Annotated in this window: 20 protein-coding genes; 14 read left to right on the forward strand and 6 right to left on the reverse strand. The window is 60.1% G+C overall.

Translation table 11 applies throughout. From position 1 onward, the window contains the following. Positions 1 to 3: 3 nt before the first annotated feature. From KDX37_RS20480 to tssA, 6 genes are all read right to left on the reverse strand, one after another. Positions 4 to 441: a hypothetical protein gene (locus tag KDX37_RS20480; protein WP_231654527.1), complete on the reverse strand. Its 438-nt coding sequence runs from the start codon at positions 439 to 441 to the stop codon at positions 4 to 6. Further along, positions 441 to 896 (reverse strand): type VI secretion system amidase effector protein Tae4, encoded by a 456-nt coding sequence (locus KDX37_RS20485; RefSeq protein ID WP_231654528.1) that lies wholly within the window; start codon positions 894 to 896, stop codon positions 441 to 443. Before KDX37_RS20485 ends, KDX37_RS20480 begins: the two co-directional genes overlap by 1 nt. A 77-nt stretch (positions 897 to 973) precedes the next feature. Continuing rightward, entirely contained in the window at positions 974 to 1,462 is a 489-nt protein-coding gene (locus tag KDX37_RS20490) for an Hcp family type VI secretion system effector (RefSeq protein WP_231654529.1), read from the reverse strand. A gap of 164 nt (positions 1,463 to 1,626) precedes the next feature. After that, a complete protein-coding gene (gene tssC, locus KDX37_RS20495; RefSeq protein WP_231654530.1) occupies positions 1,627 to 3,120 on the reverse strand; it encodes a type VI secretion system contractile sheath large subunit in 1,494 nt (497 codons plus the stop codon). 15 nt (positions 3,121 to 3,135) lie between these two features. After that, a complete protein-coding gene (gene tssB, locus KDX37_RS20500) occupies positions 3,136 to 3,651 on the reverse strand; it encodes a type VI secretion system contractile sheath small subunit (RefSeq protein WP_231654531.1) in 516 nt (171 codons plus the stop codon). Between the two features lie 95 nt (positions 3,652 to 3,746). Further along, positions 3,747 to 4,775 (reverse strand): type VI secretion system protein TssA, encoded by a 1,029-nt coding sequence (gene tssA, locus KDX37_RS20505; RefSeq protein WP_231654532.1) that lies wholly within the window; start codon positions 4,773 to 4,775, stop codon positions 3,747 to 3,749. A gap of 392 nt (positions 4,776 to 5,167) precedes the next feature. Between tssA and tagH the strand changes: the two genes are divergently transcribed. The 14 genes from tagH (at position 5,168) to KDX37_RS20575 (ending at position 23,955) form a co-directional block, all read left to right on the forward strand. Next, positions 5,168 to 6,622 (forward strand): type VI secretion system-associated FHA domain protein TagH, encoded by a 1,455-nt coding sequence (tagH, locus tag KDX37_RS20510; protein ID WP_231654533.1) that lies wholly within the window; start codon positions 5,168 to 5,170, stop codon positions 6,620 to 6,622. Between the two features lie 48 nt (positions 6,623 to 6,670). Then, positions 6,671 to 7,177, forward strand: coding sequence for a type VI secretion system lipoprotein TssJ (gene tssJ, locus KDX37_RS20515; RefSeq protein WP_231654534.1), 507 nt, complete (start codon positions 6,671 to 6,673; stop codon positions 7,175 to 7,177). 15 nt (positions 7,178 to 7,192) lie between these two features. Further along, positions 7,193 to 8,527, forward strand: a complete 1,335-nt coding sequence (tssK, locus tag KDX37_RS20520) for a type VI secretion system baseplate subunit TssK (RefSeq protein WP_231654535.1) — start codon at positions 7,193 to 7,195, stop codon at positions 8,525 to 8,527. Positions 8,528 to 8,533: 6 nt separating this feature from the next. After that, complete coding sequence (locus KDX37_RS20525; protein WP_231654536.1) at positions 8,534 to 9,850, forward strand: DotU family type VI secretion system protein; 1,317 nt, start codon at positions 8,534 to 8,536, stop codon at positions 9,848 to 9,850. Beyond that, a complete protein-coding gene (gene tssM / locus KDX37_RS20530) occupies positions 9,847 to 13,350 on the forward strand; it encodes a type VI secretion system membrane subunit TssM (RefSeq protein WP_231654537.1) in 3,504 nt (1,167 codons plus the stop codon). The genes KDX37_RS20525 and tssM overlap by 4 nt, the downstream gene beginning before the upstream one ends. Further along, a complete protein-coding gene (gene tagF, locus KDX37_RS20535; protein WP_231654538.1) occupies positions 13,347 to 14,003 on the forward strand; it encodes a type VI secretion system-associated protein TagF in 657 nt (218 codons plus the stop codon). Before tssM ends, tagF begins: the two co-directional genes overlap by 4 nt. Beyond that, positions 14,000 to 14,728 (forward strand): PP2C family protein-serine/threonine phosphatase, encoded by a 729-nt coding sequence (locus KDX37_RS20540; RefSeq protein ID WP_231654539.1) that lies wholly within the window; start codon positions 14,000 to 14,002, stop codon positions 14,726 to 14,728. The genes tagF and KDX37_RS20540 overlap by 4 nt, the downstream gene beginning before the upstream one ends. Before the next feature lie 11 nt (positions 14,729 to 14,739). Beyond that, entirely contained in the window at positions 14,740 to 17,802 is a 3,063-nt protein-coding gene (locus KDX37_RS20545) for a serine/threonine-protein kinase (RefSeq protein WP_231654540.1), read from the forward strand. Further along, positions 17,802 to 18,518, forward strand: a complete 717-nt coding sequence (locus tag KDX37_RS20550) for an ABC transporter ATP-binding protein (protein WP_231654541.1) — start codon at positions 17,802 to 17,804, stop codon at positions 18,516 to 18,518. The genes KDX37_RS20545 and KDX37_RS20550 overlap by 1 nt, the downstream gene beginning before the upstream one ends. Then, positions 18,518 to 19,711 (forward strand): ABC transporter permease, encoded by a 1,194-nt coding sequence (locus KDX37_RS20555; protein WP_231654542.1) that lies wholly within the window; start codon positions 18,518 to 18,520, stop codon positions 19,709 to 19,711. Before KDX37_RS20550 ends, KDX37_RS20555 begins: the two co-directional genes overlap by 1 nt. After that, on the forward strand, positions 19,704 to 21,428 hold the full coding sequence (locus KDX37_RS20560) for a formylglycine-generating enzyme family protein (protein WP_231654543.1): 1,725 nt from the start codon (positions 19,704 to 19,706) through the stop codon (positions 21,426 to 21,428). Before KDX37_RS20555 ends, KDX37_RS20560 begins: the two co-directional genes overlap by 8 nt. An 86-nt stretch (positions 21,429 to 21,514) precedes the next feature. Continuing rightward, the gene (gene tagQ / locus KDX37_RS20565) at positions 21,515 to 22,456 is read left to right on the forward strand and encodes a type VI secretion system-associated lipoprotein TagQ (protein ID WP_231654544.1); all 942 of its coding nucleotides are present in this window, start codon (positions 21,515 to 21,517) and stop codon (positions 22,454 to 22,456) included. A gap of 90 nt (positions 22,457 to 22,546) precedes the next feature. Next, on the forward strand, positions 22,547 to 23,452 hold the full coding sequence (locus tag KDX37_RS20570) for an NAD synthetase (RefSeq protein WP_231654545.1): 906 nt from the start codon (positions 22,547 to 22,549) through the stop codon (positions 23,450 to 23,452). Next, the gene (locus KDX37_RS20575; protein WP_231654546.1) at positions 23,449 to 23,955 is read left to right on the forward strand and encodes a hypothetical protein; all 507 of its coding nucleotides are present in this window, start codon (positions 23,449 to 23,451) and stop codon (positions 23,953 to 23,955) included. The genes KDX37_RS20570 and KDX37_RS20575 overlap by 4 nt, the downstream gene beginning before the upstream one ends. Positions 23,956 to 24,069 lie beyond the last annotated feature (114 nt).

Raw genomic sequence — 24,069 nt, forward strand, 5'->3', positions numbered from 1 at the left:
CAGTCACCAGTCAAACTGCCAGATGAATGCTTTTTGATCCCAGTGGCTGGGGCCACAGGCAGCGACCCGGCTGACGGGCGAGGCTTCAAGCTTGCCGTTCAGCAGGCGCACAGGCTGCAGGTCGGTGACACAGCTTTTGCTCGGCGCGGGCAATGGGTCGCTGCGTTCGACCATGATGATCAACGCCTTGCGGTAGGTTTCCACGCGCACGTTCTTTTGCAGGTCTTCGCTGAACCGGCAGGGCCATTGCATTTCGAGCGTCAGGGACGCCGCGCCTGCACGGTTCAGGGTGCAACGGCCCTGCTCATTGCTCAGGCTGAGCGGCTGACCGCCGAGTTCGGCCTTGGTCAGACCATTGCGGGCAGGATCAGCCTGTTCGGCACACGCATTGAGGCTGATCAGCGCAGCGGTCAGCAACGGAAGCACAACCCATTTGCGCATCACGTCAACTCCCAGAACCAGACGGCTTTGGCCCGGTGGAAGTAGTCGCCGGTCTGGGTCTGTCCACGGTTCCAAAGGTCGATGTGGTCGCCGGTGGGGTGACCCTCGCGGTCGTTTGGCTGAGCGTAGAAATCCTTGTAGAAAATGATGCCTTTACTGTCCAGCAACCGGGTCCGGTCTGCCGGGCTGTTGGTGTAGATTTTTGGCGCGCCGAGTTGTTGCTTTTTCCACAGCCAGTTGGCCAGGGACTCCGCCCCGCGGGCATGACCGTGAGCACAGCGAGGCTCGTTGTAGGTCGAGTTATTCACCGTAAGCGTACGTTCGTTGCACAAGGCAATGCTCAGGCGGATCGCACATTGATTGGCCCATGGGCCGTTACAAGGCTTGCCGCTGGGCGAGGTGCCCATCATGTCTTCGTACGCTTTCCACAAATTGATAAAAGAGGGCTTGGCCATCATTCAATCTCGATACGGCGTGGATCGGAGTGTCCTGATACCGAAGGCCCCGGCGGCGGTGCCGGGGCCGGGCGTACTTAGCGCTTGGTGTTGGAGCGGATGTTCCAGCCGTATTTGACCGGGCCGCCTTCTTTGGTGCCGTCGGCTTTCTGCGGTTGGTAATCGACCAGTACCTGAGCGAAGTTCAAGGTGACGTTTTCAATCAGACGATCATCGCTGCCCGAACCGCCGGTGCTCAGCGAGGTGATCAGAACTTCTTCAAGGTTGATGATCAGGTACTCGACCTGGCTTTCGCCGCCGGCCTTGCGCACGGTCAGCTTGACCTTGTCGATGTGCTTGCCGCTGGAGCAGTGCATCATCAGGTTCGGGGTCGATTTGTCGACGTACTTGGTGATCGACAGGTCCTGAATGTTGACCTTGCCCGCACCGCCGCCTGTGCCCGTGTGCATGTTGCCGGTCTGGGACATGCCCCAGCTCCAGTTCAAGACATCGACTTCGTCCTTGTGGGCCTTGTCCATGGACTCGCCCTTGATGTCACCGATCTTGATAAAGATATCGACAGCCATGTTCTCTCCTGATGTGGCCTTGACCACTTTTTGTTGATTGGCTGCGCGCCCTCATGGATGCGCAGCGTGCTCGCGATCGAGTGCAGGGCACTCGCAAAACCGGTCTGCGGGCAGCGCCGGGTGAATGAAACAGATCATTCGCCCGGCGCTACGCGCAAACGAGGTCAGGCGCCTTTGGCCGACGGCAGTTTGGAGACCAGCCGCAGCGATACGGTCAGGCCTTCAAGCTGATAGTGCGGACGCAGGTAGAACCTGGAGTTGTAGTAACCCGGATTGCCCTCGACGTCCTCGACCACCACTTCTGCCGCCGCCAGCGGGTGCTGGGCCTTGGTGGTTTCGGTGGAGTGAGCCGGGTCGCCATCGACGTAGTTGAGAATCCAGTCCTGCAGCCAGCGCTGCATTTCGTCCTTCTCTTTGAACGAGCCGATCTTGTCGCGCACGATGCACTTCAGGTAATGAGCAAAGCGGCAGGTCGCGAACAGGTAAGGCAGGCGTGCAGCCAGGTTGGCGTTGGCGGTCGCGTCCGGGTCGTCATACTCGGCAGGCTTCTGCAACGACTGCGCACCGATGAACGCTGCAAAGTCAGTGTTCTTCTTGTGCAGCAATGGCATGAAGCCGTTCTTCGCCAGTTCTGCTTCGCGGCGATCGGAGATGGCGATTTCGGTCGGGCATTTCATGTCCACGCCACCGTCATCAGTCGGGAAGGTGTGCGCAGGCAGGTTTTCTACCTCGCCACCGGACTCGACCCCGCGAATCCGCGAGCACCAGCCGTAGTGTTTGAACGAACGGTTGATGTTTACCGCCATCGCGTAGGCCGCGTTGGCCCAGGTGTACTTGGCGCTGTCTGCACCGTCTGTGTTTTCTTCGAAGGCGAAGGCTTCCACCGGATCGGTTTTGGCGCCATACGGCAGACGTGCCAGGAAGCGCGGCATGGTCAGGCCGATGTAGCGCGAGTCTTCCGATTCACGCAGCGAGCGCCAGCCTGCGTATTCAGGCGTGGTGAAGATCTTGGTCAGATCACGCGGGTTGGACAGCTCCTGCCAGGAACCCATGCCCATCACCGTTGGCGACGCCGCGGCAATGAACGGGGCGTGCATGGCTGCACAGACCTTGGACAGCTCACCCAGCAACTCGACGTCCGGCGGCGACTGGTCGAAGTAGTAATCGCCTACCAGGCAACCGTACGGTTCGCCGCCGAACTGGCCGTACTCTTCTTCGTACATCTTCTTGAAGAGCGGGCTCTGGTCCCATGCCGTACCCTTGAACTTCTTCAGGGTCTTGTGCAGCTCCGGCTTGGAAATGTTCAACACGCGAATTTTCAGTTGCTCATCGCTTTCGGTGTTGTTGACCAGATAGTGCAGGCCGCGCCAGGCACTTTCCACTTGCTGGAAGTCCTGGTGGTGGATGATCTGATTCACCTGTGCGGTGAGCTTGGCGTCAATGGCGGCGATGATCGACTCGATCGACTTGATGGCGTCGTTGGACACCAGATCGGTCTGCGCCAATGCCTGTTCGGCCAGCGTGCGCACGGCTGTCTCGACGGCTTCGCGAGCGCGTTCGGTCTTGGGTTTGAATTCCTGCAGCAGCAGTGAAGCGAACTCACTGGTCTGCTCAGTGGTGCCTTGCTGTACCTGATTTTCGCGACTGGATTCGGTCATGATCTATGGTCCTGATTACGCGTTGGGCTCGGAGTCCTGAGGCTTTGGCGCACTCGCCAGGGCCTGGAGCAACGCCGGATCCTTGATAGCCTTCATGATGATTTCTTCAGCGCCAGTCTTGCCGTCCATGTAGGTCAGCAGGTTGGCCAACTGAGTCCGCGCTTCGAGCAGCTTGTTCAGCGAGTCAACCTTGCGAGCGACGGCTGCCGGGCTGAAGTCGTCCATGCTTTCGAACGTGATATCCAGGCTCAGATTGCCTTCGCCGGTCAGCTCGTTGGGCACATGAAAAGCCACACGTGGCTGCATGGCTTTGAGGCGTGAGTCGAAATTGTCGACGTCGATTTCCAGGAACTTGCGATCAGCAACGGCTGCCAGAGGCTCTGCCGGCTTGCCAGCCAGATCCGCCATGACGCCCATGACAAAAGGCAGCTGGACCTTTTTCTCCGCGCCGTAAAGCTCTACGTCGTATTCGATCTGAACTCGAGGCGCGCGATTGCGCGCGATGAATTTCTGAGAACTGGTTTTCGCCACGTTGCTCCTCCTGGTCGCTGCTGCGACGGTATTGGCGTCATCGGTCGTTGCCGGTAACGGGATTGCGTGATCCGGATTGAAGCCCTTTGCAGGAGTCAGTCAGTCTCGGGTCCGCGCAAGTTTTCGAACTGGGACATACCGTCTGGAATCAGGTTGCGCACGATCGCTTCAAAGTCGGCGTGCACCAGATTCTTCGCTCGGTTCAACAACACCGGCAGCGGGCTTGAAGGCTCGTGCCGGGCGTAATAAGTCAGGATTCGATCCAGGCTGCGCAGTACGTCGTCGCGGCTCGCGATGTCTTGCGAGGCCGTCACAGCCATTGGCGCAGGCGCTCTGGAGGTTGGCGCGGCGCTGTCGTCAGTGTCGAGGGGCAGTGTGGCGGACGGCGGTTCATCGCCATCGGCAGAGGGTTGTTCACCCAGAATCTGCAAGGCTTGCTTGAGCGGTTGCTTGAGCGCTGAAAGGTCGACGCCTTGCGCCGAGCCCACCTGGTCCGACACAAAGCGCTCGATAAATTCGGCTGCCTGGCGCGATTCGCTCAGCGCCAGGCGCGTTGCATTCAGCTGTTCGGGATCGCTGTCGCGCAGTGCCCCGGACAATGCTTCGCTGCTCAGTGTTTCGTCGGCAAAGCTTTGCAGGCCGGTGGCGTTGAGCGCGGCGCGCAGGCTGATCGTGCCGAATGCCCGCGAGCGAACCAAAACGCTTTCACGCAGCAGGCGGACATTGGTGTCACAGGCCAGGCCTGCCAGTGCATTGACGCGAACGGTGGGGTCGTTGTCGTCATCGGCATCAAGCTGCGGATAAAGATCGGCCCAGTACTGCTTCAGCAGCTCGCCAATCAATGTCAGCACATTGCTCACGCCTGCAAACCCATCAAGGGCCAGCGCGCTTTGCAATAAGAAATGGGTAATACGCAGGTCCTTGCTGCGTTGTAGCAGTGCGGTACTGGACTGCTCGATTGCGCGCCATTGAGGCGGCTCGGCAGGCTGAACAGAGTCGCCCATGACGCGTTCGGGTTTGCCTTGGGCGTCACGCTCCAATTGCAGAAAGTCCGAGTCATATTCCAGGTCCTCGCCACAGGGCAAGTGGCTGGAAACTGCTGCGAGCAAGAGCGGGACATCCACCAAAATCGATCTCCTTATCAAGTCAGATGTTGTATTGCTTCGCGTTAGGAAATTTTTTTGGACAACTTTCGAGAATTGTCTTCAATGCTGTCGCGTGATATCAATATGAAATCATAGACGGTTTGGCGTGGTGCATTTTTGGTGTAGTACATATCGCTTGTCAAGGTTAAGCTATGCCCGCTTCGCGCAGTTGTGACGGGGGTGGCAGCCAAAATGTAGTTATTCGGGACGCGCGTGCCACTGTCACGGTTTTATGTATAAGCTCGCGCTTTTTCATGGCGCATGACATTTAAAAATAATTTTTGAACGTTTTCTGCCCGAGCCTGTCTCGCTTTTTCGCTTCAGATTTTTCCTTCGTTATTGTTTAGGCGCGATATAAGCAAGGAGCCGCGATGTCGCTGTGTTTGACTATTACTAGTTACCACAAGATCACACCTGGACAATGTCCCGAGAAATCAATGGACACTGGAGTGATGGCAATTGGCCGTGGTCAAGAAAATGACTGGGTACTTCCTGATCCGGAGCGCCTTGTTTCACAGAAACATTGCACTATTCAATACAAAGACGGCCGTTACTATCTAACCGACTACAGCACAAACGGTGTCGAGTTGGTCAAGGCGGGCATCAGGCTGCGTCGTGGCAACAGCGAGCCGCTTCAGGACGGCGAGATTGTCCGCATCGGTGAATATGAAATTCAGGCACGCGTTGATTTTGGTATGCAAGCCGTTGAAGGCAGTCTGGCAGGCGCCAGCCCGTCGAGCAGTTTTGAAGCGCTGATGGCGGGCCAGGACTCGCCCGCGCAGCTCAGTACACCGGCTGTGAGCAGTCTGCCGCCAACCGCGCATTTCAAGGGTGGCTCGGCTCAGGATACGTTCCCCGACCTGTTTGATTTTCTGGCTCCGTCCAGCGTCGCGCCGCCTACTCAACCCGATCACGTGCCTGCCGAACAGCATGATTTTCGCGCCCCGATGCCGACGATAAAGCCTGCACCGCCAGCAGTGTCTGCATCAGCGCCAGCGCCGTCCGCCGGGCTCATTCCGGATGACTGGGACCCTTTTGCCGACGTTGTCGCGCCTTCGTCACAAGCCCCGCTGCCTGAGTTTGTGGCGCCCGCACCGGTCCTTGCGAAAGCCCCTGAGCCCATCGAACCGGCGATTGCCCCGCTGGAGCCCGTACAAGCCCCTGCTCCGGTCCCGGTACCCGCTCCAGCCTTTGTCGCCGAGCCGTTGCAGGCTGACGCGTCAGTAACAGGCCAGCCCGATCTGCTTCAGGCTTTTCTGCGTGGCGCAGGTCTTGATCAACTGAATATCGACAAGGCGCAGGCCGAGGCGCAGATGTTTGCCATCGGACGCAGCTATCGATTGATGGTCGAGGGTTTGATCGATGTTTTGCGTGCGCGCACCAGTCTCAAGGGCGAGTTCCGCATGCAACAGACCATGATTGGTCCTGTGGAAAACAACCCACTCAAATTCGCCCCAAATGCCGATGAGGCGCTGATGCTCTTGTTGCGTCATGGCAACCAGGCGTTCATGGCGCCAGAGCAGGCGGTAGCCGACAGTTTCGATGACCTGCGCGCGCATCAGTTGGCTGTGATGGCAGGTGTTCAAGCGGCCATCAAGCATCTGCTCAACCGCTTTGAGCCCGCTGAGCTGGAGGCGCGCATGGGCGCCCCGTCGGGTGGTTTGTCGGGCCTGTTCAGTGGTTCCCGGCAGGCTCAGTACTGGCAGCAGTTCACTGCGCTTTACAGCAAGATTTCCAGCGAAGCCGAGGACGATTTTCAGGATCTGTTCGGGCGGGAGTTCAGCCGTGCCTATGAGGAACATAGCGCGCGTGTTCGCCGCCCCTGAGCGGCAGGTTTGGCCATTGATCGCCAACGGCATTATTGAGGAATAAGGATGTATCGCAGCGTTGTATTGGCAGCTCTCACCGTAGTGCTGTTGAGTGCCTGTGCCAAGGATGTGCAAGCCCCGAAGGACGCACCTGCGCCTGCTTCGGATACTGCCGTCATGCTCAATTTCCAGGCCATCACCGGGCTCAATCCGGGCGCGACCGGCCAGGCGGCGCCTGTGCGCGTGCGGATCTATGAGCTGAAAAATACTGCGTCCTTTCTGCGTGCAGATTACTTCGCACTGGTCGAGCGTGCCTCGGCAACCCTGGGGCCCGACCTGATCGATCAGGACGAAGTCCTGGTCCAGCCCGGCGAATTGCAGCGCGTCTTGCGCAATCTCGACCCCGCAACCCGTCACGTCGGGCTGGTGGTCGGCTATCGGGAAATTGACCGAGCGCAGTGGCGCGCCGTTATCAACGTTCCGGCGCGGCAGGCCAGCGAATACCAGATCAGCCTCGATGTGCATGCAATTCGTGCAGACGTCGTCGCCAACCCATCCCGCCCGGCTCAATAGGCAAACGGAGTACCCATGTCCTGGAACAATCGAGTGGTCTGGTCGGAAGGCATGTTCATTGGAACGCAGCACTTCCAGCAACATGACCGTTATCTGGAAAACCTGATTGACGCCCGCAGCCGTCCGTTGTCAGCAGGCGCGTGGGGATTCTCCGAACTGTTGATCGATCAGGGCCTGCTGGCGCAGGGCAAGCTGGCAATTGTTTCGGCCAGGGGGCTGCTGCCGGACGGTACTCCCTTCAGCATCCCTCATGATGATCTGGCACCCAGCCCGCTGAGCATTGATGACAGCCTGCGTGACGGGGTGGTGTATCTGGCCTTGCCGCTCAAGCGGGCGGGTGCACGCGATACCGTGGAAGAGGGTGAAGAACTCGGCGGCGCGCGCTACCTCAGCCAGGTGCGTGAAGTGCGGGATGACAACGCCCCGTTCGAGAATCGTGCGCCGGTAGCGGTCGGTTCCAGAGCCCTGCGACTGTTGACGACACAGGACGGTTTGAGCGACTACGCCGCCATCGGCGTGGTGCGCGTCAGGGAGAAGCGTGCCGACCGTGCGCTGGTGCTTGACGACAGCTACATCCCGCCGGTGCTCGATGTGGCGGCAAGCAGGCCGCTGACAGCGTTTCGCAGTGAATTGCAGGGCCTGCTTCGCCAGCGCGGCGAAGCATTGGCCGGCCGGGTTGTGGCTTCGGGCGCGGGCGGCGCATCGGAAATCGCAGACTTCATGCTGCTGCAACTGGTCAATCGCGCCGAGCCGTTGATCAACCATCTGAGCCAGCTAAGCCCGCTGCATCCCGAGCGCTTCTACAGCGAGCTGGTCAGTCTGGCTGGCGAGTTTGCAACCTTCTCGTCCAGTAATCGTCGCCCTGAAGAGTTTCCGCGCTACCTGCATGACGACCTGACAACGAGCTTCACGCCGGTCATGCATGCCCTGCGCGAGGCGCTGTCGATGCTGATCGACAGCAAGGCCACACCGATCCCGATTGTCGAGAAAGCTTACGGTGTCCACGTAGCAATGCTTGCCGACAAAAACCTCATCGACACCGCCAGTTTCATTCTGGTGGTGCGCGCCGACATCCCGAGCGAAACGCTGCGCGGGCGTTTCAGCCAGCAGAGCAAAATCGGCTCGGTCGAGCACATTCGTGACCTGGTCAATCTGCAACTGCCGGGTATCGGTCTGCTGCCACTGCCTGTAGCGCCTAGGCAGATTCCGTTCCATGCAGGTTCGACGTATTACGAACTGGATCGCGGCAGTGAGCACTGGAAGCAACTGATGCACTCCGGTGGGTTTGCATTCCACATCGCCGGCGAGTTTCCCGGGTTGAATCTGGCCTTCTGGGCCATTCGAGGATAAGTCGCGATGCATTCCAACGACGACGGCTCGTCTCAACCTGCCAACGACCGCACCCAATTCATGCCGCGACCGGGTGGCCGCAGTGCACCTCCCGGCGGCAATGCAGAGCAGGCGCCGCCGCTCAATGTGGCGTCTGCGCCGCTGAGTACCGGTCAGGCGCAGGGGCTCAACCCCCTCGAAAGCGCGGCCGGCCCACTGTTGGCATTGCTGACGCGACTGCGCAGCACCATTGCCCACCCGGCACCGGCCAGCCTGCGTGCGCAATTGCTCGCCTATTTGCGTCAGTTCGAAGAGCGGGCGGAGGCGGCCGGGGTGGCACGCAACGACGTGCTATTGGGCCGTTATGTGCTGTGCACGGCGCTTGATGAGGCGGTGATGAGTACGCCGTGGGGCAGCACCAGCGAATGGGGCAAGCAGAGTTTATTGATCACGGTGCACAACGAAGCCTGGGGTGGCGAGAAGGTTTTCCAGCTGCTGGATCATTGCCTGCAAAGCCCGCGTGAGCGCCTGTATCTTCTGGAGCTGTTGTACCTGTGCATGTGCCTGGGTTTTGAAGGCCGCTACCGCGTCATGAATAAAGGGCGCAGCGAGCTTGAGGCGTTGCGTGAACGCACCAGTGCCGCCATTCGCAGCGCGCGAGGCGAGCATGAGCGCGAGCTGTCGCCACATTGGCGCGGGCTGACGCTGGCCCGTGACCGCCTGACTCAGTTCATGCCGCCCTGGGTCGGTGTGGCTATCGGGCTGGCGTTGTTGCTGCTGTTGTTGTTCGTACTGCGACTGAAGCTGGCGTCGGACGCCGAGCCGGTGTTCAAGAACATTCATGCGCTGGGCGAGATCCCGGTGCAGTCCATTGACCGTCCGGTCGTGCAGCCCAAACTGGTCGAACGCCCGCGCCTGGCAGGCTTTCTGGCTGAAGAGATCAAGGCCGGCAAGGTGGCCGTCGAGGACGCCGTGGACCGCTCCGTCGTGACCATCCGCGGTGACGAGCTGTTCGCATCCGGCAGCTCGACCATTGTCGATGACTTCCAGCCGTTGATGCTGCGCATCGCCGACGCCATCCGCAAGGTCAAAGGCAATGTGCGCGTCACCGGCCACAGTGACAACCGTCCTATCGCCACGCTGCGCTTTCCATCCAACTGGGCCTTGTCCCAGGCACGCGCCGATCAGGTGCTGCAGATCCTTGCGGCCAAGACCGGCCAGCCGCAGCGCTTCACCGCCGAGGGGCGTAGCGACACCGAACCGCTGGGTTCCAACGCGACTGCCGAGGGAAGGGCGAAGAATCGTCGGGTTGAAATCACTGTATTGGCGGAGGGGGTCGAGTGAAGGTTTTTTTCGGTTTTGTCATTCGCTGGATCGTCCCGCTGCTGGGGCTGATTGCCCTGAGCCTGATCATCTGGTTTGTCGGTCCGCTGCTTGAAGTGCTGGTGCCGGAAGGGCGTCGTTGGGCACTGATCATTTTGCTGTTTGCCGCGTGGATCGCCTATCGCGTGCTCCGCATCATCCAGGCGCGCCGTCAGGCTGCCGCGGTGATGCAAAGCCTGGCCGCCGAAACTGCGCCAGACCCTGCCAGTGTGGCGACTGCCGAAGAGTTGGCAACCCTGCGCCAGCGCATGGACGAAGCGCTGACCCTGCTCAAGAAGGCCCGTCTGGGTGGCGATCAGCGTCGTAACCTGTACGAGCTGCCGTGGTACGTCATCATCGGTCCGCCGGGTTCGGGGAAAACCACTGCGCTGGTCAATTCCGGTCTGCATTTCCCATTGGCAGCGCAATTGGGGGCTGGCGCGATCCGAGGCGTTGGCGGTACACGTAACTGCGATTGGTGGTTTACCGATCAGGCCGTACTGCTGGATACCGCAGGCCGCTACACCACCCAGGACAGCCATGCCCAGGTTGATAAAGCCGCCTGGCTGGGTTTTCTTGACCTGCTCAAGACGCAACGTTCACGTCGGCCTATCGACGGGGCGTTCATTGCCATCAGTCTCTCTGACCTGTTGCTGAGCAGCGAGGCTGAGCGTGCCGCTCACGCGGCGGCGATTCGGCTGCGGATTCAGGAACTGCACACCCAGTTGGGGGTGCGTTTCCCGATCTACCTGATGCTGACCAAGCTCGACCTTGTGCCGGGTTTCATGGAGTTTTTCGATGCGCTGAGCAAGGAAGAGCGCGCTCAGGTCTGGGGCATGACCTTCGGGCTGGATGACGGCAAGAGTGTCGAAGGGCCGCTGCAGGATTTCCAGAAAGAATTTGCAACCCTGGAGCAGCGCCTCAACGAGCGTCTGGTCGAGCGTTTGCAGCAAGAGCGTGACCCTGCGCGGCGTGATCTGATTTACGGTTTCCCGCAGCAATTCGCTGCGCTCAGGCAATCGCTGCAAGGTTTCCTGGATGGCGTGTTCAAGCCCAACGCATTCGAAGAGCGTGCGTTGCTGCGCGGTGTTTATTTCACCAGCGGTACGCAGGAAGGCAGCCCTATCGACCGTCTGATCGGTTCGATGGCGCAGAGCATGAACCTCGACCGCCAACAATTGGCGCGCCAGACCGGTACCGGACGCAGTTACTTCATCGAGCGTTTGTTTACCGCGGTGGCCTTTGCCGAGCAGGGGCTGATGGGCGTGGACCCAAACGTCGAGCGTCGCCGCAAATGGATCGCCCGAGGTGTACTGGCCGCAACCGTGGCGGTTGTATTACTGGTCGGCACGTTGTGGCTGATCAGTTACAACGCCAATCAGGCCTACATCGCTCAGGTCGATCAAAAGGTCGCGCCACTGGGGCAAACCGTTCAAAACCTGAGTCCTGCCCAGCGTGATGTGCTGGCCGTGTTGCCGCTGCTCAATGCGGTCAGGCACTTGGCGGGCGACGCACCGGGCTGGTCCGAAGGCCTGGGGTTGTATCAGGGCGATATGCTCGAAGCCGAATCAGCCAGCGTGTACCGCAAGCTGCTGATCGCGGTGTTCGCGCCTCGCTTGGTTACGCGTCTTGAGGAACAACTGCACAACGGCGGCTCGTCGGACTTCTTGTACGAAGGCCTGAAGGCCTACCTGATGCTCGCGGATAACGAGCATTACGACCCTGATTTCATCAAGGCATGGATCGCACTGGACTGGGACACCAGCCTGCCACGCGATCTGCCTCCGGAACAACGGCTGGCGCTGGGCGAGCATTTGCAGGCGCTGTTTGAGCGCCATCCGCCCAAGGCGCGTCTTGATCAGCGTTTGATCGACGATCTGCGCCGCCAATTGCAGCAACTGCCAGTGGCCCAGCGTGTGTATGACCGGGTCAGGCGCCAGAAGCTGCCCGAGGGCGTGCCGGACTTTCGATTGAGTGAGGCAGGTGGCCGTGATGCCGCGCTGGTGTTCAGTCGCAAAAGCGGCAAGCCGCTGACCGAACCGCTCAGTGGCCTGTTTACCGCCAAAGGCTATCGCGAAGGGTTTCTGCTCAGCAGCTTGAATCAGGCTTCAACGCTTGCAGAAGAACAGTGGGTGCTCGGCCGCGATCAGGCCGAACAGCTGGACGTCGCCAGCCTCGCTGCCGAGGTTCGTCGTTTGTATTTCCAGGACTACATGCGCCAGTGGGATGCCTTGCTCGCCGACATCGACTTTGTGCCGATCACCAGTGTGTCGCAGGCAGCGGACGTGCTGCGGGTGATATCCGGCCCGAGCTCGCCGCTGAAAAAGCTGCTGGCAGCTGTAGCCAGGGAAACCGATCTGCAGGAAGAAGACAAACTGCTTGCTGCTCAGGGCAAGAAGGTGGACGGCAATGTCGACCAGCTCAAGCAGCGCCTGGGTTCGTTGCTGGGCCAACAGCAGGCCACTGTCAGTAACACGCCGGTAGCGACCGAAGATCCGGTCAGTGCCCACTTTGCTGACCTCAAGAGTCTGGTCAGTAAGGGCGAGGGTGAACCCGCAGCGATTGACGCGCTGCTTTCCGACATGAATGCGCTCTACGTGCAGGTCAGTGCGATGGTTGGCGCCAGTGGCGATGCGTTGCTTGGCGAGGCCAAGAACCAGGCCACTGCCGCTGCCGCACGCGTCAGCCTGACCGCCGAGCGGCAGCCGCCGCTGGTGCAGGGGCTGGTCAAGTCCGTGGTCAGTTCTACCACCAATACCATGATGGGTGGCGTGCGCAATCAGCTCAATGCCGCGTGGGTCAGCGAAGTAGTGAACGTCTATCGCCAGTCGCTGAGTGGCCGTTACCCGATGTCTCCCGGCAGTGCACGCGATGCCACGCTGGATGACTTCGGCCAGTTCTTCGGTGTTGGCGGTGTGATGGACAGCTACTTCCGCAAATACCTGCAGCCTTACGTTGATACTTCTGCGAGCACTTGGCGCTGGCAGCCTGGCGCCGCTCAAAAACTGGGCATCAACGCAGGTGTCTTGCAGACCTTTCAGCGTGCGAGCGCCATTCGTGATGCGTTTTTCCGTTCCGGTGGCACTCAGCCGACGGTGCGTTTCGAGCTCAAGCCTATCGCCATGGACACCTCCATCACCCAGTTTCTGCTGGACCTGGATGGGCAGCAGATCAGCTACGACCACGGCCCGAGCCGTCCGGTGGCCATGCAGTGGCCCAATCCCGGCAGCATCGGTGTGGTGCGGTTGTCCATTTCACCGCCTTCAGCGAGTGGCCGCTCTGGCGTAACGCTTGATGGCCCATGGGCCTGGTTTCGTCTGCTCGAGCAGTCGGACCTGACGGCGGGCAATTCGCCGGACCGTTTCAACCTGCGTCTACGTGTGGATGGGGCGAGTATCTCGTACGAGTTGCGCGCCAACAGCGCCTTCAACCCGTTCAAAAGCCGCGTGCTTAGCGGTTTCAGCCTGCCGGAGCGGCTATGACAACGGTGGGTTTCTACGGGAAACTGGCCAGCCGCGGTGACTTTGTCAGCCGCGGTTTACCGCAAAGCTTTATTCAGGCGTGGGATGCCTGGTTGGCAGCCGGTCTGCTGGCCAGCCAGAAACAGCTGGGGCAGACGTGGCTGGATGCTTATCTGGTCAGCCCGCTCTGGCGTTTCGTCCTCGCCCCCGACGTCTGTGGACCTCAGGCGGTAGCCGGTGTGCTGATGCCGAGTATTGACCGCGTCGGACGTTATTTTCCGCTGACGGTGGCATTGCCTATTGAAGCTGACCAGGCATCAGGTGCCCTGATCGGTGCGGCAGATGACTGGTTCGAACGGGCAGAAGAACTGTTGCTGGCGACGCTTGAGCCGCAGGCGACGTTCGAATCCTTCGAGGCCGGGCTGCATGCGCTTGGCGCTCCTGCCGTTGCCGCGCGTGAGCCAGCCGTTGAATTCTCCGGGCTGCAGCGCACTGCCAGCGACACCCCTCAGGCACGGCTTGCCGCATTGGTCGAGTGGGCGTGCGAAGGGGCAAGTGTGTGGTGGGGCAAGGGCTCGGAAAGTATCGCGCCCGGCATGTTGCGTTGCCGAGGGCTTCCGGCCGCTGCAGATTTCGGCAGTTTTCTGCTGGGTAAAGGGGCTGAGGTCAAATGACTTCGAGCACCGTAATGACTTACAGGTCGGCCAGCTACAGCCATGTCGGCATGATCCGTCAGGTCAATGAAGACGCGTTTCTCGAAGTGCCCGCCGACGGCATTTGGGTGGTAGCGGACGGCATGGGCGGTCACGCTGCGGGCGATTATGTGAGCAGCCTGATCGTTGACACTCTGCGCGGCGTGCCCTGTGTGTCGACGCTGGATCTCTACGTCGAGCATCTGAGCCTGCGTCTGCATGAAATCAACGCGACAGTGCGCGAAGAAACGCACCACCGCGGCGTGAGCATGATGGGCAGTACCGTGGTGTTGTTGGCGGTACGTGAGGATCGAGGCGTGTGCATCTGGGCTGGCGACAGTCGTTTGTATCGCTTGCGTGAGGGCGTTTTGGAAAGCATTTCCCGCGATCACAGTTACGTTCAGGACCTGATGGACAGCGGCTTGCTCAATGAGGCCCAGGCCCGTGTGCATCCTCGTTCAAATATTGTTACGCGGGCGATTGGCGTTCAGGACCAGCTTGAGCTGTCGATGTCGCAGTTGCAGATATTGCCTGGCGACAGCTATCTGCTGTGCAGTGACGGCCTTAACAAGACTGCTGAAGATCATGAAATTCGAGACGTGCTCGGCCACAGGGATCCGTATGAAATCGTGCGAAGCCTGGTGCATCTGGGGCTGACCCGGGGCGCACCCGACAACATTACAGCCATCGCCGTCAAAGCCGGTTGAAGAACATACGTATGAACACACCGATTCCTGGATTTGACATAGAAGGCGAAATTGGCGAAGGCGCCATGGCGACCGTGTACCTGGCGACTCAGCGTTCGCTGGATCGCAAGGTAGCGCTCAAGGTGATGGCGGCGACGCTGGCGGCTGACCCGAGCTTTTGCGAGCGCTTTCTGCGTGAAGGTCGCACCCTGGCGCGCTTGTCCCACCCGCACACTGTCACCATCCACGACATTGGCAATGTGGGTGACCTGTATTACATGGCCATGGAGTTCCTGCCCAATGGCACGCTCAAGGAACGCATCGCCGCGGGCCTGAGCGCCGAGCAGGGCCTGTTGTACGTGCGCCAGATCGCCTCGGCACTGGGCTATGCCCACCAGCAGGGGCTGGTGCACCGTGATGTGAAACCGGCCAACATTCTGTTCCGCGCCGACGGTACTGCGGTGCTCTCCGACTTCGGCATCGCCAAGTCGCTGGACGATCGCACCCAGTTCACCCAGGCGGGTTTCGCAGTCGGTACGCCGAGCTATATGAGCCCGGAGCAGGCGCGGGGCCAGGACATCGACGGTCGCGCTGACCTGTACGCACTGGGCGTGGTGTTGTACGAGATTCTGGTCGGCGAACTGCCGTACAACGGCATTGACGCGCTGTCCACGGCCTTGGCGCACCTCACCGAGCCCTTGCCGGAATTGCCGATTCATCACGGCCGCTATCAGGACGTGCTGAGCCGTTTGCTTGCCAAGGACCCTGCTGAGCGCTTTTCCGACGCCAAGGCCCTGTTGGCGGCGCTGGACCAGTTGGCGGTCAACGATACGGAGCGCACGGTGTTTCAGCCGTTGCTCAAACCTGAACCGGCAAAAGATGAGCTTGCCGGACTGACCCCCGTTTCCATCGATATTCCGAGCGGTCCGCCTGCGACGCCAACGCCGAATCCAGAATCTAAGCCCTCACCCGCGCTGACGCTGGGCAAGACGCAGAGCCCCGCTGAAACGCCGCACAAACGTCGGGTCTTGCCACTGGCGCTGCTGGCCGTTGCCGTTGCTGCCGCCATGGGTGCGGGAGGCTACTGGTTCTTGCGCAACGATGCGCCTGTGGCCAGCGCCGTCGCAAAACCACCTGTTGAAACGGTCGCGACAGCGTCTACGGCATCGGCCACGCCACCCACGGTTGCGGCCGCTGCCGCATCTGCAAGCCCGCCCTTGGCAGCCGACAGCGATGGCGGGCAACGTCCGTTATTGATGCCAGGCAAGAAAACCCTGTTCCAGCGGGTCCTGACCAAGCCTGGCGCCAGCATTGCGAAAGCGCCCGGCGCAAAAGACATTCAGCACCTGCCCGCGTTTTCGGTGCTTTACGTTTACCAGCGTCAGACCTTCAATGGCAGCCCTTGGCTACGGGTGGGTGCAGCCAGCGACGGGCGCAGCGAAGGCTGGCTGCCTGCTGATCAAGTCAGCGACTGGAAGCAAAGCCTGGTGCTGAAATTCACCGAGCGTTCTGGCAGAGCGCAGGTGATGTTCTTGCAACAGCCGGATCAACTGGAAAAACTGATTGCCAGTCCCGCCGCGGCCCGAAATCTGTTGCTCAAAGCCGAAAAAAACATGGACGCCAGTGGCCAGGTCGTCGCCCTGGAGCCTATCGCCAGTGCCGTGCCGCAGGACCAGTTTTACCTGCTGCCCATTTTTGAATCGCGCGAAACATTCGACACGAGTGGTCAGCCGGTTCAACTGCTGAACGTGGCATCGATCGACCCTGGCAACCTGCCGCAGAAGACCGCAGGCAACGAACTCAAAAAGCCCGCCAGTGCCGATGCGTTCCGTACCGCGATCGTGCTGGTGGTCGATACCTCGGTATCCATGCAGCCTTACATCGATCAGGTTCGCGACGTCGTTCACGGCTTGCAGGAAAAGATCGCCCAGCGTGGCGAACTCGACAGCGTCAGCTTCGGGCTGGTGGGTTTTCGCAACAACGTCAGCAAGACCCCGGGTCTTGAATACCTGAGCAAAACCCTGGTGACGCTCGATCAGGGCCGCGACCCGGCCCGGTTCATGGAGCTGGCCGGGCAGGTCAAGGCCACCTCGGTGTCCAGCCATGCCTTCAACGAAGACTCTTTTGCCGGTGTGATGCAGGCAGTCAACGGCATGGACTGGTCGGGTTACGGCGGTCGCCTGATTCTGCTGGTCAGCGATGCTGGCTCGCTGCGCAAGAGCGACCCGTTGAGCAGTACACAGATGAACGAGGCTGAAGTGCGCCAGGCCGCGCTCGGCAAGCAGATCAAGATTTATGCACTGCACCTGCGTACCGATGCCGGAAAGAAAAATCATGCGTACGCCGAGCAGCAGTACCGGACCCTGACCGCAGATTCGAATCCGCAGATCGGCGATTTGTATATTCCAGTGCCGGGCGGTGATGTGCACAAGTTTGGCGAACGGGTCGATGAAATCGGTTCGGCATTCGCAGACCTCGTGCACAACGTGCACCAGAGCCCAATGCAGCAAGTGCCGCTCATGAAAGCGACGCCAAGCGTTGCCGAAAAATCTGCAGCGATTGGCTACGCGATGCACATGGATTTTCTGGGGCGTAAATATTCAAGCCAGGCGCCGCAACTGGTCAGCGCCTGGACGGCTGATCGTGATCTGACCAATGTGTCGCAACCGGCGTTTCAGGTCTGCGTGATGCTCACCAAGCTGCAGCTCAACGATCTGCAGCAATCGCTGAAGCTGATCGTCGACGCAGCTCGCAAGACCCAGACCTCGCCCAAGGATTTCTTTCAGGAAATCGCCAGTGCCAGTGCCTATATGAGCCGCGATCCGTCGGCATTACGTAAAGGCGCGAATCTGGCGCAAGGTGGCATTCTGGGCGAATACCTGGAAGGTCTGCCATATCGCAGTAAAGCACTGAGCATGACTCAGGACCTGTGGTTGTCGTTGAGCGTGGCCGAGCAGGAAGATTTCATCGATGAGCTGGATTCGAAAATCCGCCTCTATGAAACCTTCCATAACGATCTGGCCAATTGGGTCCGTTTCGGCGATGCCGAGCCGGGTGATGCGTTGTACCGCGTTCCACTGTCGACGCTGCCGTAATGTTGAGTCTGCGCGAAGTGCACAAGACCCGGGGGCAGGGCAGTCAGCGCTACAGCCTGGTCATCCCGCGTCTGGAACTCGGCGCGGGGCAGCACTATGCGCTGGTCGGTCCGAGCGGCTGTGGCAAAAGTACCTTGCTGGATATGCTGGCACTGGTATCAGCCCCGGACCGTGTACAGCGTTTCGATTTTTCCACGCCTGAGGGCGAGCACGACATTGGTGGCTTGTGGCGTGACGGGCAGCAGAAGCGCCTTGCCGATCTGCGCAGCCGTCATTTGGGGTATGTGTTGCAGACTGGAGGTTTGCTTGGGTATCTGGACGTGCAGGGCAATATTGCGTTGTCACGCAAGCTGTTGAACCTGAGCGACGACGGTTCGGTCGAGCGTCTTGCCGGGCAACTTGAAATTGCTGATCAATTGCGCAAGAAGCCCGCTGCATTGTCGGTGGGGCAACGTCAGCGTGTCAGCTGCGCCAGAGCGCTTGCCCACGCACCGCAATTATTGCTCGCCGATGAGCCAACGGCGGCGCTTGATCCGCTCAATGCGTCCCGGGTGATGCAGCTGTTGCTCAAGCAGGCAAAAAAACAGAATGCCTGCTGCTTGATCGCAACCCACGATGAAGCACTGGCGCGCAGCGCCGGCCTGGTCATGTTACGGATCGAATGCCAACGCGATCCGGATGGCGGTGTGACCGCCATGGTGGGGGAGCCGAAGTGATGCGCGCCTCCTTGGTGGCCAGCCTGGCCTGGCAGGATTATCGCAGTGAAAGCCGCTTGTCGGCCTGCAGTGTATTGGCGCTGGTCGCAGTGATTGCGCCGTTGTTGGTGCTGTTTGGTCTCAAGTTCGGCTTGATTGGCAGCCTGACCGAGCGTCTTGAGCAGGATCCGGCGGTACGCGAAGTCATCCCATTGGGTGGCGGCCGCTTCACATTGCCATTCATCGCCAGCCTGGCCGCGCGCCCTGATGTCAGCTTCGTATTGCCGCGCACCCGACAAATCGCCGCAACGGCAGACCTGTCGCTGAACGGCCAGGCAATCAACGTCGAGATGATCCCCACCGCCTCCGGCGATCCGCTGCTGGGCAGTGTCGCCCCTCCAGCCGTTCTGGACAGCGTGCTGTTGAGCAAGACCGCCGCAGAGAAGCTCGATGCCAAGGCCGGCGACTGGCTTGAGGCTGCGTTCACCCGGCAGGTGTCGGGAACCCTTCAGGCGCAACGTATGCGGGTGCGTGTTGCGGCGGTTCTTCCATTGGAGGCGTTTCAGCGTGACGCACTGTTTGCCTCGCTGAGCCTGCTGGAAGCCGCTGAAGACTACCGCGACGGACGAGCCGTCGCTTCGCTGGGCTGGGCCGGTGAAACGGGCTCCCACGCGCAACGAATCTACCCCGCATTCCGCCTTTATGCGCGTGACTTGAACGATGTCGAACCGCTGCGTCGCTACTTTGCCGATAACGGCCTGTTGGTCTCGACGCAATCGCAGGCCATCGCACAGGTGCAATCGTTGAGCCGTAATTTGTCGATTGTGTTCTGGATCATCGCCGGGTTGGCACTCACCGGTGCTTGCGCCGCAATCTTCGCCGGCGCCCTGGCGTCGGTCGAACGCAAGCGCCGTGAATTGTCGGTCCTGCGTCTGCTGGGTTTCAGTACCGGTGCGCTGTTGCTGTTTGTGGTCTTGCAGTCGTTGTACAGCGGCGCACTGGCCGCATTGCTAGGCGCGGCGCTGTATGGCGTCGCTGAGCAGGGTCTGAATCGTTTGTTTGTCCAGGTGGCCGGCGAATACGCCAGTCACCTGTTGCCACGTCATTACTTCGTGGCCCTGTGCGCCGTTCTCAGTGCCAGCGCCATTGCGGCTGCACTGGGTGGCCTGCGTGTGGCACGAATCGAAGCTTCGGAAGGAATCAGAGATGTTTGAGTTGCGCAGGACCGCCCTGGTGCTGGCGATAGCCTCGTTGTGCCTGTCTTCGTTGAGCGCGTATGCCGACGATGACGACACGCTGGATAACCCCAAGCCGCTGGCTGATGACATCAGCCTGCCGCTGCCGTGTGGCGGCGAAATGGTCTTTCGCTACGTGTACATTTTGGCGCAAGGCAGTCTGGACGATCGTGAAATCAGTCTTGGCTACCCCTTCAGCGAGGATGAGCCGGGCTACAAACAGTCGTTCATTTCCGGCTATCGCCGTGACTTCATCAATGGCCAGTTCACCCTCAAGGACCTGCCTGCCGATTGGCGCAAGACAATCAGCCCGCTGCTGCCCAAGACCGACGCCGGAACGCCGCTCAAACCGATGATGTACTTTATCGGCAAATATGAAGTCACCGCCCGGCAGTACGCGCAGGTCATGTCCCAGGCGCAGTCGCTTGCCAGCGGCGAGCCGGCACCGGCGTGTGAAGCTCCGGACGGCATGGCGGGGCGTCTGCCCAAGGTCAAGCTGTCGCGTTTCGAAGCCGAGCGCTTCAGTGCGGTCTACAGCGCGTGGCTGCTGAAAAACCACCGTGAGCTGTTGCCCGTCAGCGGGCGCGGCACTGATGCGCAAGAGGGCGGCGTTGGCTTTGTCCGTCTGCCGACCGAAGTCGAGTGGGAGTTCGCGGCACGCGGTGCTCAGGCAGTCAGTCGCCAGGACATGGACGGGCGTCTGTTTCCGCGCCGCACCGAAGGCAGCGAAGGTGACGGGCCGCTCGCCGACTGGGCGGTATTCAACCAGGTTGCTGGCGGCACCGGGCAGGCTGCCCGGCTGATGCCGATTGGCACCAAACTCCCCAACCCGATCGGCATGTTCGACGTGATCGGCAACGCTGCGGAGATGGTTCAGGAGTCGTTCCAGCTGGTGCACGCCGGACGTCGTCAGGGTGCTTACGGCGGCTTTGTCGCCAAAGGCGGCAATTATCTGGAGGGCGAGGGCACGCTGTTCACCGGCATGCGTCGTGAATACCCGTTGTTCGCTGCGGACGGCACCGAACAGAGCAACGAAACGACTGGCTTTCGTGTGGCGATCGGTGCGCTTTCTGCGCCGCGCTCGCGTTACAAAGAGTTGTTTGAACAGTGGCAAAAGGAAGGCCGTCTGGCTGCGCTGACCGATGACATTGCCGACGCCGATGATCCTACCAAGCGCCTGGACAGCATCATCGCCGCCAGTGCCGACCCTCGTCTGCAAGCGGAGCTGGGGCTGGTCAACGAAGAGCTCAAGCGCAATGTCTCGCTCATCGCCCAGCAGCGCGAAGAGGCGGCCGGTAACCTGATCCAGTCCGCTGCGCTGGTGGCCGAAACCATCAATAACTACAACATCCGCCTGACCAACCTGAAGAAAAGCCAGCAGCAGGCCGTTGCTGCCAAAGACGAAGCCAGTGCGAAATTGTTCGGGACCGCGATCGACAACGGCCGCAGTGCGCTGGATGGCGCGGTTGCGATCTACATCGACAACCTGGCGACGGGTACGCGCTACACCGACGCGGTGATTCAGGCTCAGTTTCAGCGGATCAAAGAAGAACTCATTCGTAAACCGATCATCGGCAAAAGCCTGGTGGCTCGCGCGACGCTGTTTGTGCGTCACGTGGGCGAATACCGCCAGCAGAAACGCGCCGATCCGGAAACGATTGTGAAGCAATTGCTTGCATCGGCCAGTCAGCAATGACCGGCCGGTGTCTGGCAAGCACAGAGGGGACTCGGGCGGCATCAAGCCGCGCCGGGCTAGTCAAACCTAAAGAAGAGAACGCCAATATGCTTTTGTCCCGTAAACCCCTTGTCTCGGCCTCCAAAAGTCGTGCGTTGCTGCTGGCAACGGCCGGTTTCAGCGCAGTCCTGTTGACCGGTTGCGCAAGCTCGCCGGTTTCCAAGGTAGGCGCCAGCACCAAGGTCGAGTACTACCCGACGTGCTACGAGCCCGTTCAACACTTGCGTCAGACTGACTCGGACATGACCAAGTCGGTTGCGACCGGTGCTGCGCTGGGCGCAGTAGGTGGTGCTTTGGCGGGTGCCTTGACCGGCAACTCCGACAAGCGGGCCCGTAACGTTGCCATTGGCGCGGCGGGTGGTGCTCTGGTGGGCGGCGCAGCGGGTTACTACACCGAGCGTCAGAAGCAGATCACCGATGACAATGCGCGTATCGCGTCGTACTCCACCGACATCAACAAAAGCGCTGCCGACATCGATCGCAGCACCGCTTACGCCAAGGCTTCCCAGACCTGCTATCAGCGTGAGTTCACCAACCTGATCTCGGGCCGCAAAGCCAACACCATCAATGCCACTGAAGGCCGCAAGCGCCTGGCTGAAATCGTTGCCGGCCTGAAAGAGTCCAACGACCTGATCACAGCGGTTAATGGCCGTGCCAGCGAAGACCTGAGCAGCTACACCCAGGCCTACGAAAAAGACCTGCAACAGGTCGGTGTGAAGCGTAATGACGTCGTCATCGTTGCCAACGCCGATGTTGCGCCGGTCGCGACCACGTCGAACAAGAAGATTTCGAAGATCAAGCAGCCGTCGAAGGACAAACTGCCAGCTGTGCCGAAAGAAGCCGTAGGCACCGAGAAGAATCTGCAACAGGCCAAGGTCAAGCAGGCTGAAAGCGCGCAGGTTGCGACTGCCGGTCAGACCCAGGTCAACAGCATGTGCAAAAACCCTGACGTCGGCGATTGGGCTCCAGTCCCTTGCCCGAATGTCTAAGCACATTTGACGCATCACGTTGATCGATAGACTCACCGGCCTCCTTCGCGGAGGCTGGTGATCCTGGTCGAGCAGATTCAAGGAAGACTCATGTCTCAAGCAATGATCGGGCTCAACAACAGCCCGTCACAACTGCTGGCGCGGCGAAGTGTCGAAGCCAGAATCAACGTACAACGCCTGTTTGCCACCATCGACGCCGATCCCGGGATCGTCGGTGCGGGTGTCGTTTATATCGACAGTGACTACAACGTCATCACACTTCGCGAATTCACGCCTGTCTGCAGCATCAAACCCAAGCGGATTATTCTGCGGGAGGCCAAAAGAAATATTGCACCGCAACAGTTTGCGCGAGAAGTGCAGACCAACCCACGCGAGTCCCGTCTGCTTTACGAAGCGTTTAGTACCACCATGTCGTGTGGTGGCGCGATTCTGGGCTGGATTGCCGTGTTTGGCGGCGGTGCAGCGGTGCCCTTCACGGGGGGCGCGAGTCTGGTCATTACGGCGATTGGTTACGCCTCGACGGCCGCCAGTACCGCGCAGTGCGCCATCGGGCTGACAAGAACGCTCAACGAAGTTGTCTCGCCCGGCAACAACGACAGCATGGACAGTTCCGAAACGTACCAGTTGATCGCCTCCGTTCTGGATGTTGTATCACTGGCAGGCGTCGGGGCTACCGGACTGACCACCGTCAAGCTGATGCAGGTGCGAAAAGCTGCGACAGGACGCAGTTGGTATGACCTGACTAAAGAGCTCAACCGTCAGCAGCGCAAGGCGCTGACCAAAGAGCTGCTGATGCTGCAAAATCCGAAGCTGACGGCCAAGCTGTTGAAACTCAAACAGGCGAGCGGTGATTTGCCCACGCGTATGGCGCCCACTCAACTCAAGGCTGCAACGGTGCTGCAGTTGCAGGACGTCTTGAGTATGGGATTGAGCCTGATCGGAAGCAGCTATATGCAAAGCATTGCGGTGGGGCTCTATGAGGAAGTGACTGAATGACCGACCACCACAATTACTACGCCTTCAGAGCCCGATATTTCCCTTCATTTCTGGGCTCGATGTTTCTGGCGACGTTTTCAATCGCCACGACAACTGTTCAGGCCACCCAGGCCTGGTTTCGGGAGGTCGATGGCATCGCGCTTTATCAGGTGCTGGCGATTATCGGCGCGGCCATTGTGCTCGCGTTCGGCGGTCTGATGATCACACGCGGACGTACATGGGGCCTGTGGGTGGTGTTTGCGATGATGGCGATGAATTTCACGGTGGTGCTGTTCACCTTTCCCACCCAGGCAGGCGGCGCGTTGCTGTTCATCTATGCGCTGGGGTTGCTGTTCCCGCTGCTCTGCCTGTTACTGCTCAATAGCAGACGACACCGTGAAATGCGCGCAGGTTTTGCCGCGCTTCGGGCCGAACGCGAAGAAAGCAGTCATGAAGCCAGCCGTCAGGCCGCGCTTGAAGAACATCGCGAGAGCCTGCGCAAGAAAAAGCCCCGCCGCCAATAGACGCTCCCGGCGCCAGGCTTTTCTGCAGGCAATAAAAAACCCGCCTCAGCGGGTTTTTCCAAGACCATCCCGACTTCCTGTCGGACGCCTCCAAGGCAATGGTCGATCATCCTT

Origin of the sequence: Pseudomonas californiensis (genome assembly GCF_021147775.1) — a bacterium.
Classification (GTDB): Bacteria; Pseudomonadota; Gammaproteobacteria; order Pseudomonadales; family Pseudomonadaceae; genus Aquipseudomonas; species Aquipseudomonas californiensis.

Excerpts from the sequence above, each read along its gene's own strand:
- KDX37_RS20480 (WP_231654527.1), bottom strand. The coding sequence starts at position 441 with ATGCGCAAATGGGTTGTGCTTCCGTTGCTGACCGCTGCGCTGATCAGC.
- KDX37_RS20485 (WP_231654528.1), bottom strand. The coding sequence starts at position 896 with ATGGCCAAGCCCTCTTTTATCAATTTGTGGAAAGCGTACGAAGACATG.
- KDX37_RS20490 (WP_231654529.1), bottom strand. The coding sequence starts at position 1,462 with ATGGCTGTCGATATCTTTATCAAGATCGGTGACATCAAGGGCGAGTCC.
- tssC (WP_231654530.1), bottom strand. The coding sequence starts at position 3,120 with ATGACCGAATCCAGTCGCGAAAATCAGGTACAGCAAGGCACCACTGAG.
- tagH (WP_231654533.1), top strand. The coding sequence starts at position 5,168 with ATGTCGCTGTGTTTGACTATTACTAGTTACCACAAGATCACACCTGGA.
- tssJ (WP_231654534.1), top strand. The coding sequence starts at position 6,671 with ATGTATCGCAGCGTTGTATTGGCAGCTCTCACCGTAGTGCTGTTGAGT.
- tssK (WP_231654535.1), top strand. The coding sequence starts at position 7,193 with ATGTCCTGGAACAATCGAGTGGTCTGGTCGGAAGGCATGTTCATTGGA.
- KDX37_RS20525 (WP_231654536.1), top strand. The coding sequence starts at position 8,534 with ATGCATTCCAACGACGACGGCTCGTCTCAACCTGCCAACGACCGCACC.
- tagF (WP_231654538.1), top strand. The coding sequence starts at position 13,347 with ATGACAACGGTGGGTTTCTACGGGAAACTGGCCAGCCGCGGTGACTTT.
- KDX37_RS20540 (WP_231654539.1), top strand. The coding sequence starts at position 14,000 with ATGACTTCGAGCACCGTAATGACTTACAGGTCGGCCAGCTACAGCCAT.
- KDX37_RS20545 (WP_231654540.1), top strand. The coding sequence starts at position 14,740 with ATGAACACACCGATTCCTGGATTTGACATAGAAGGCGAAATTGGCGAA.
- KDX37_RS20550 (WP_231654541.1), top strand. The coding sequence starts at position 17,802 with ATGTTGAGTCTGCGCGAAGTGCACAAGACCCGGGGGCAGGGCAGTCAG.
- KDX37_RS20555 (WP_231654542.1), top strand. The coding sequence starts at position 18,518 with ATGCGCGCCTCCTTGGTGGCCAGCCTGGCCTGGCAGGATTATCGCAGT.
- KDX37_RS20560 (WP_231654543.1), top strand. The coding sequence starts at position 19,704 with ATGTTTGAGTTGCGCAGGACCGCCCTGGTGCTGGCGATAGCCTCGTTG.
- tagQ (WP_231654544.1), top strand. The coding sequence starts at position 21,515 with ATGCTTTTGTCCCGTAAACCCCTTGTCTCGGCCTCCAAAAGTCGTGCG.
- KDX37_RS20570 (WP_231654545.1), top strand. The coding sequence starts at position 22,547 with ATGTCTCAAGCAATGATCGGGCTCAACAACAGCCCGTCACAACTGCTG.
- KDX37_RS20575 (WP_231654546.1), top strand. The coding sequence starts at position 23,449 with ATGACCGACCACCACAATTACTACGCCTTCAGAGCCCGATATTTCCCT.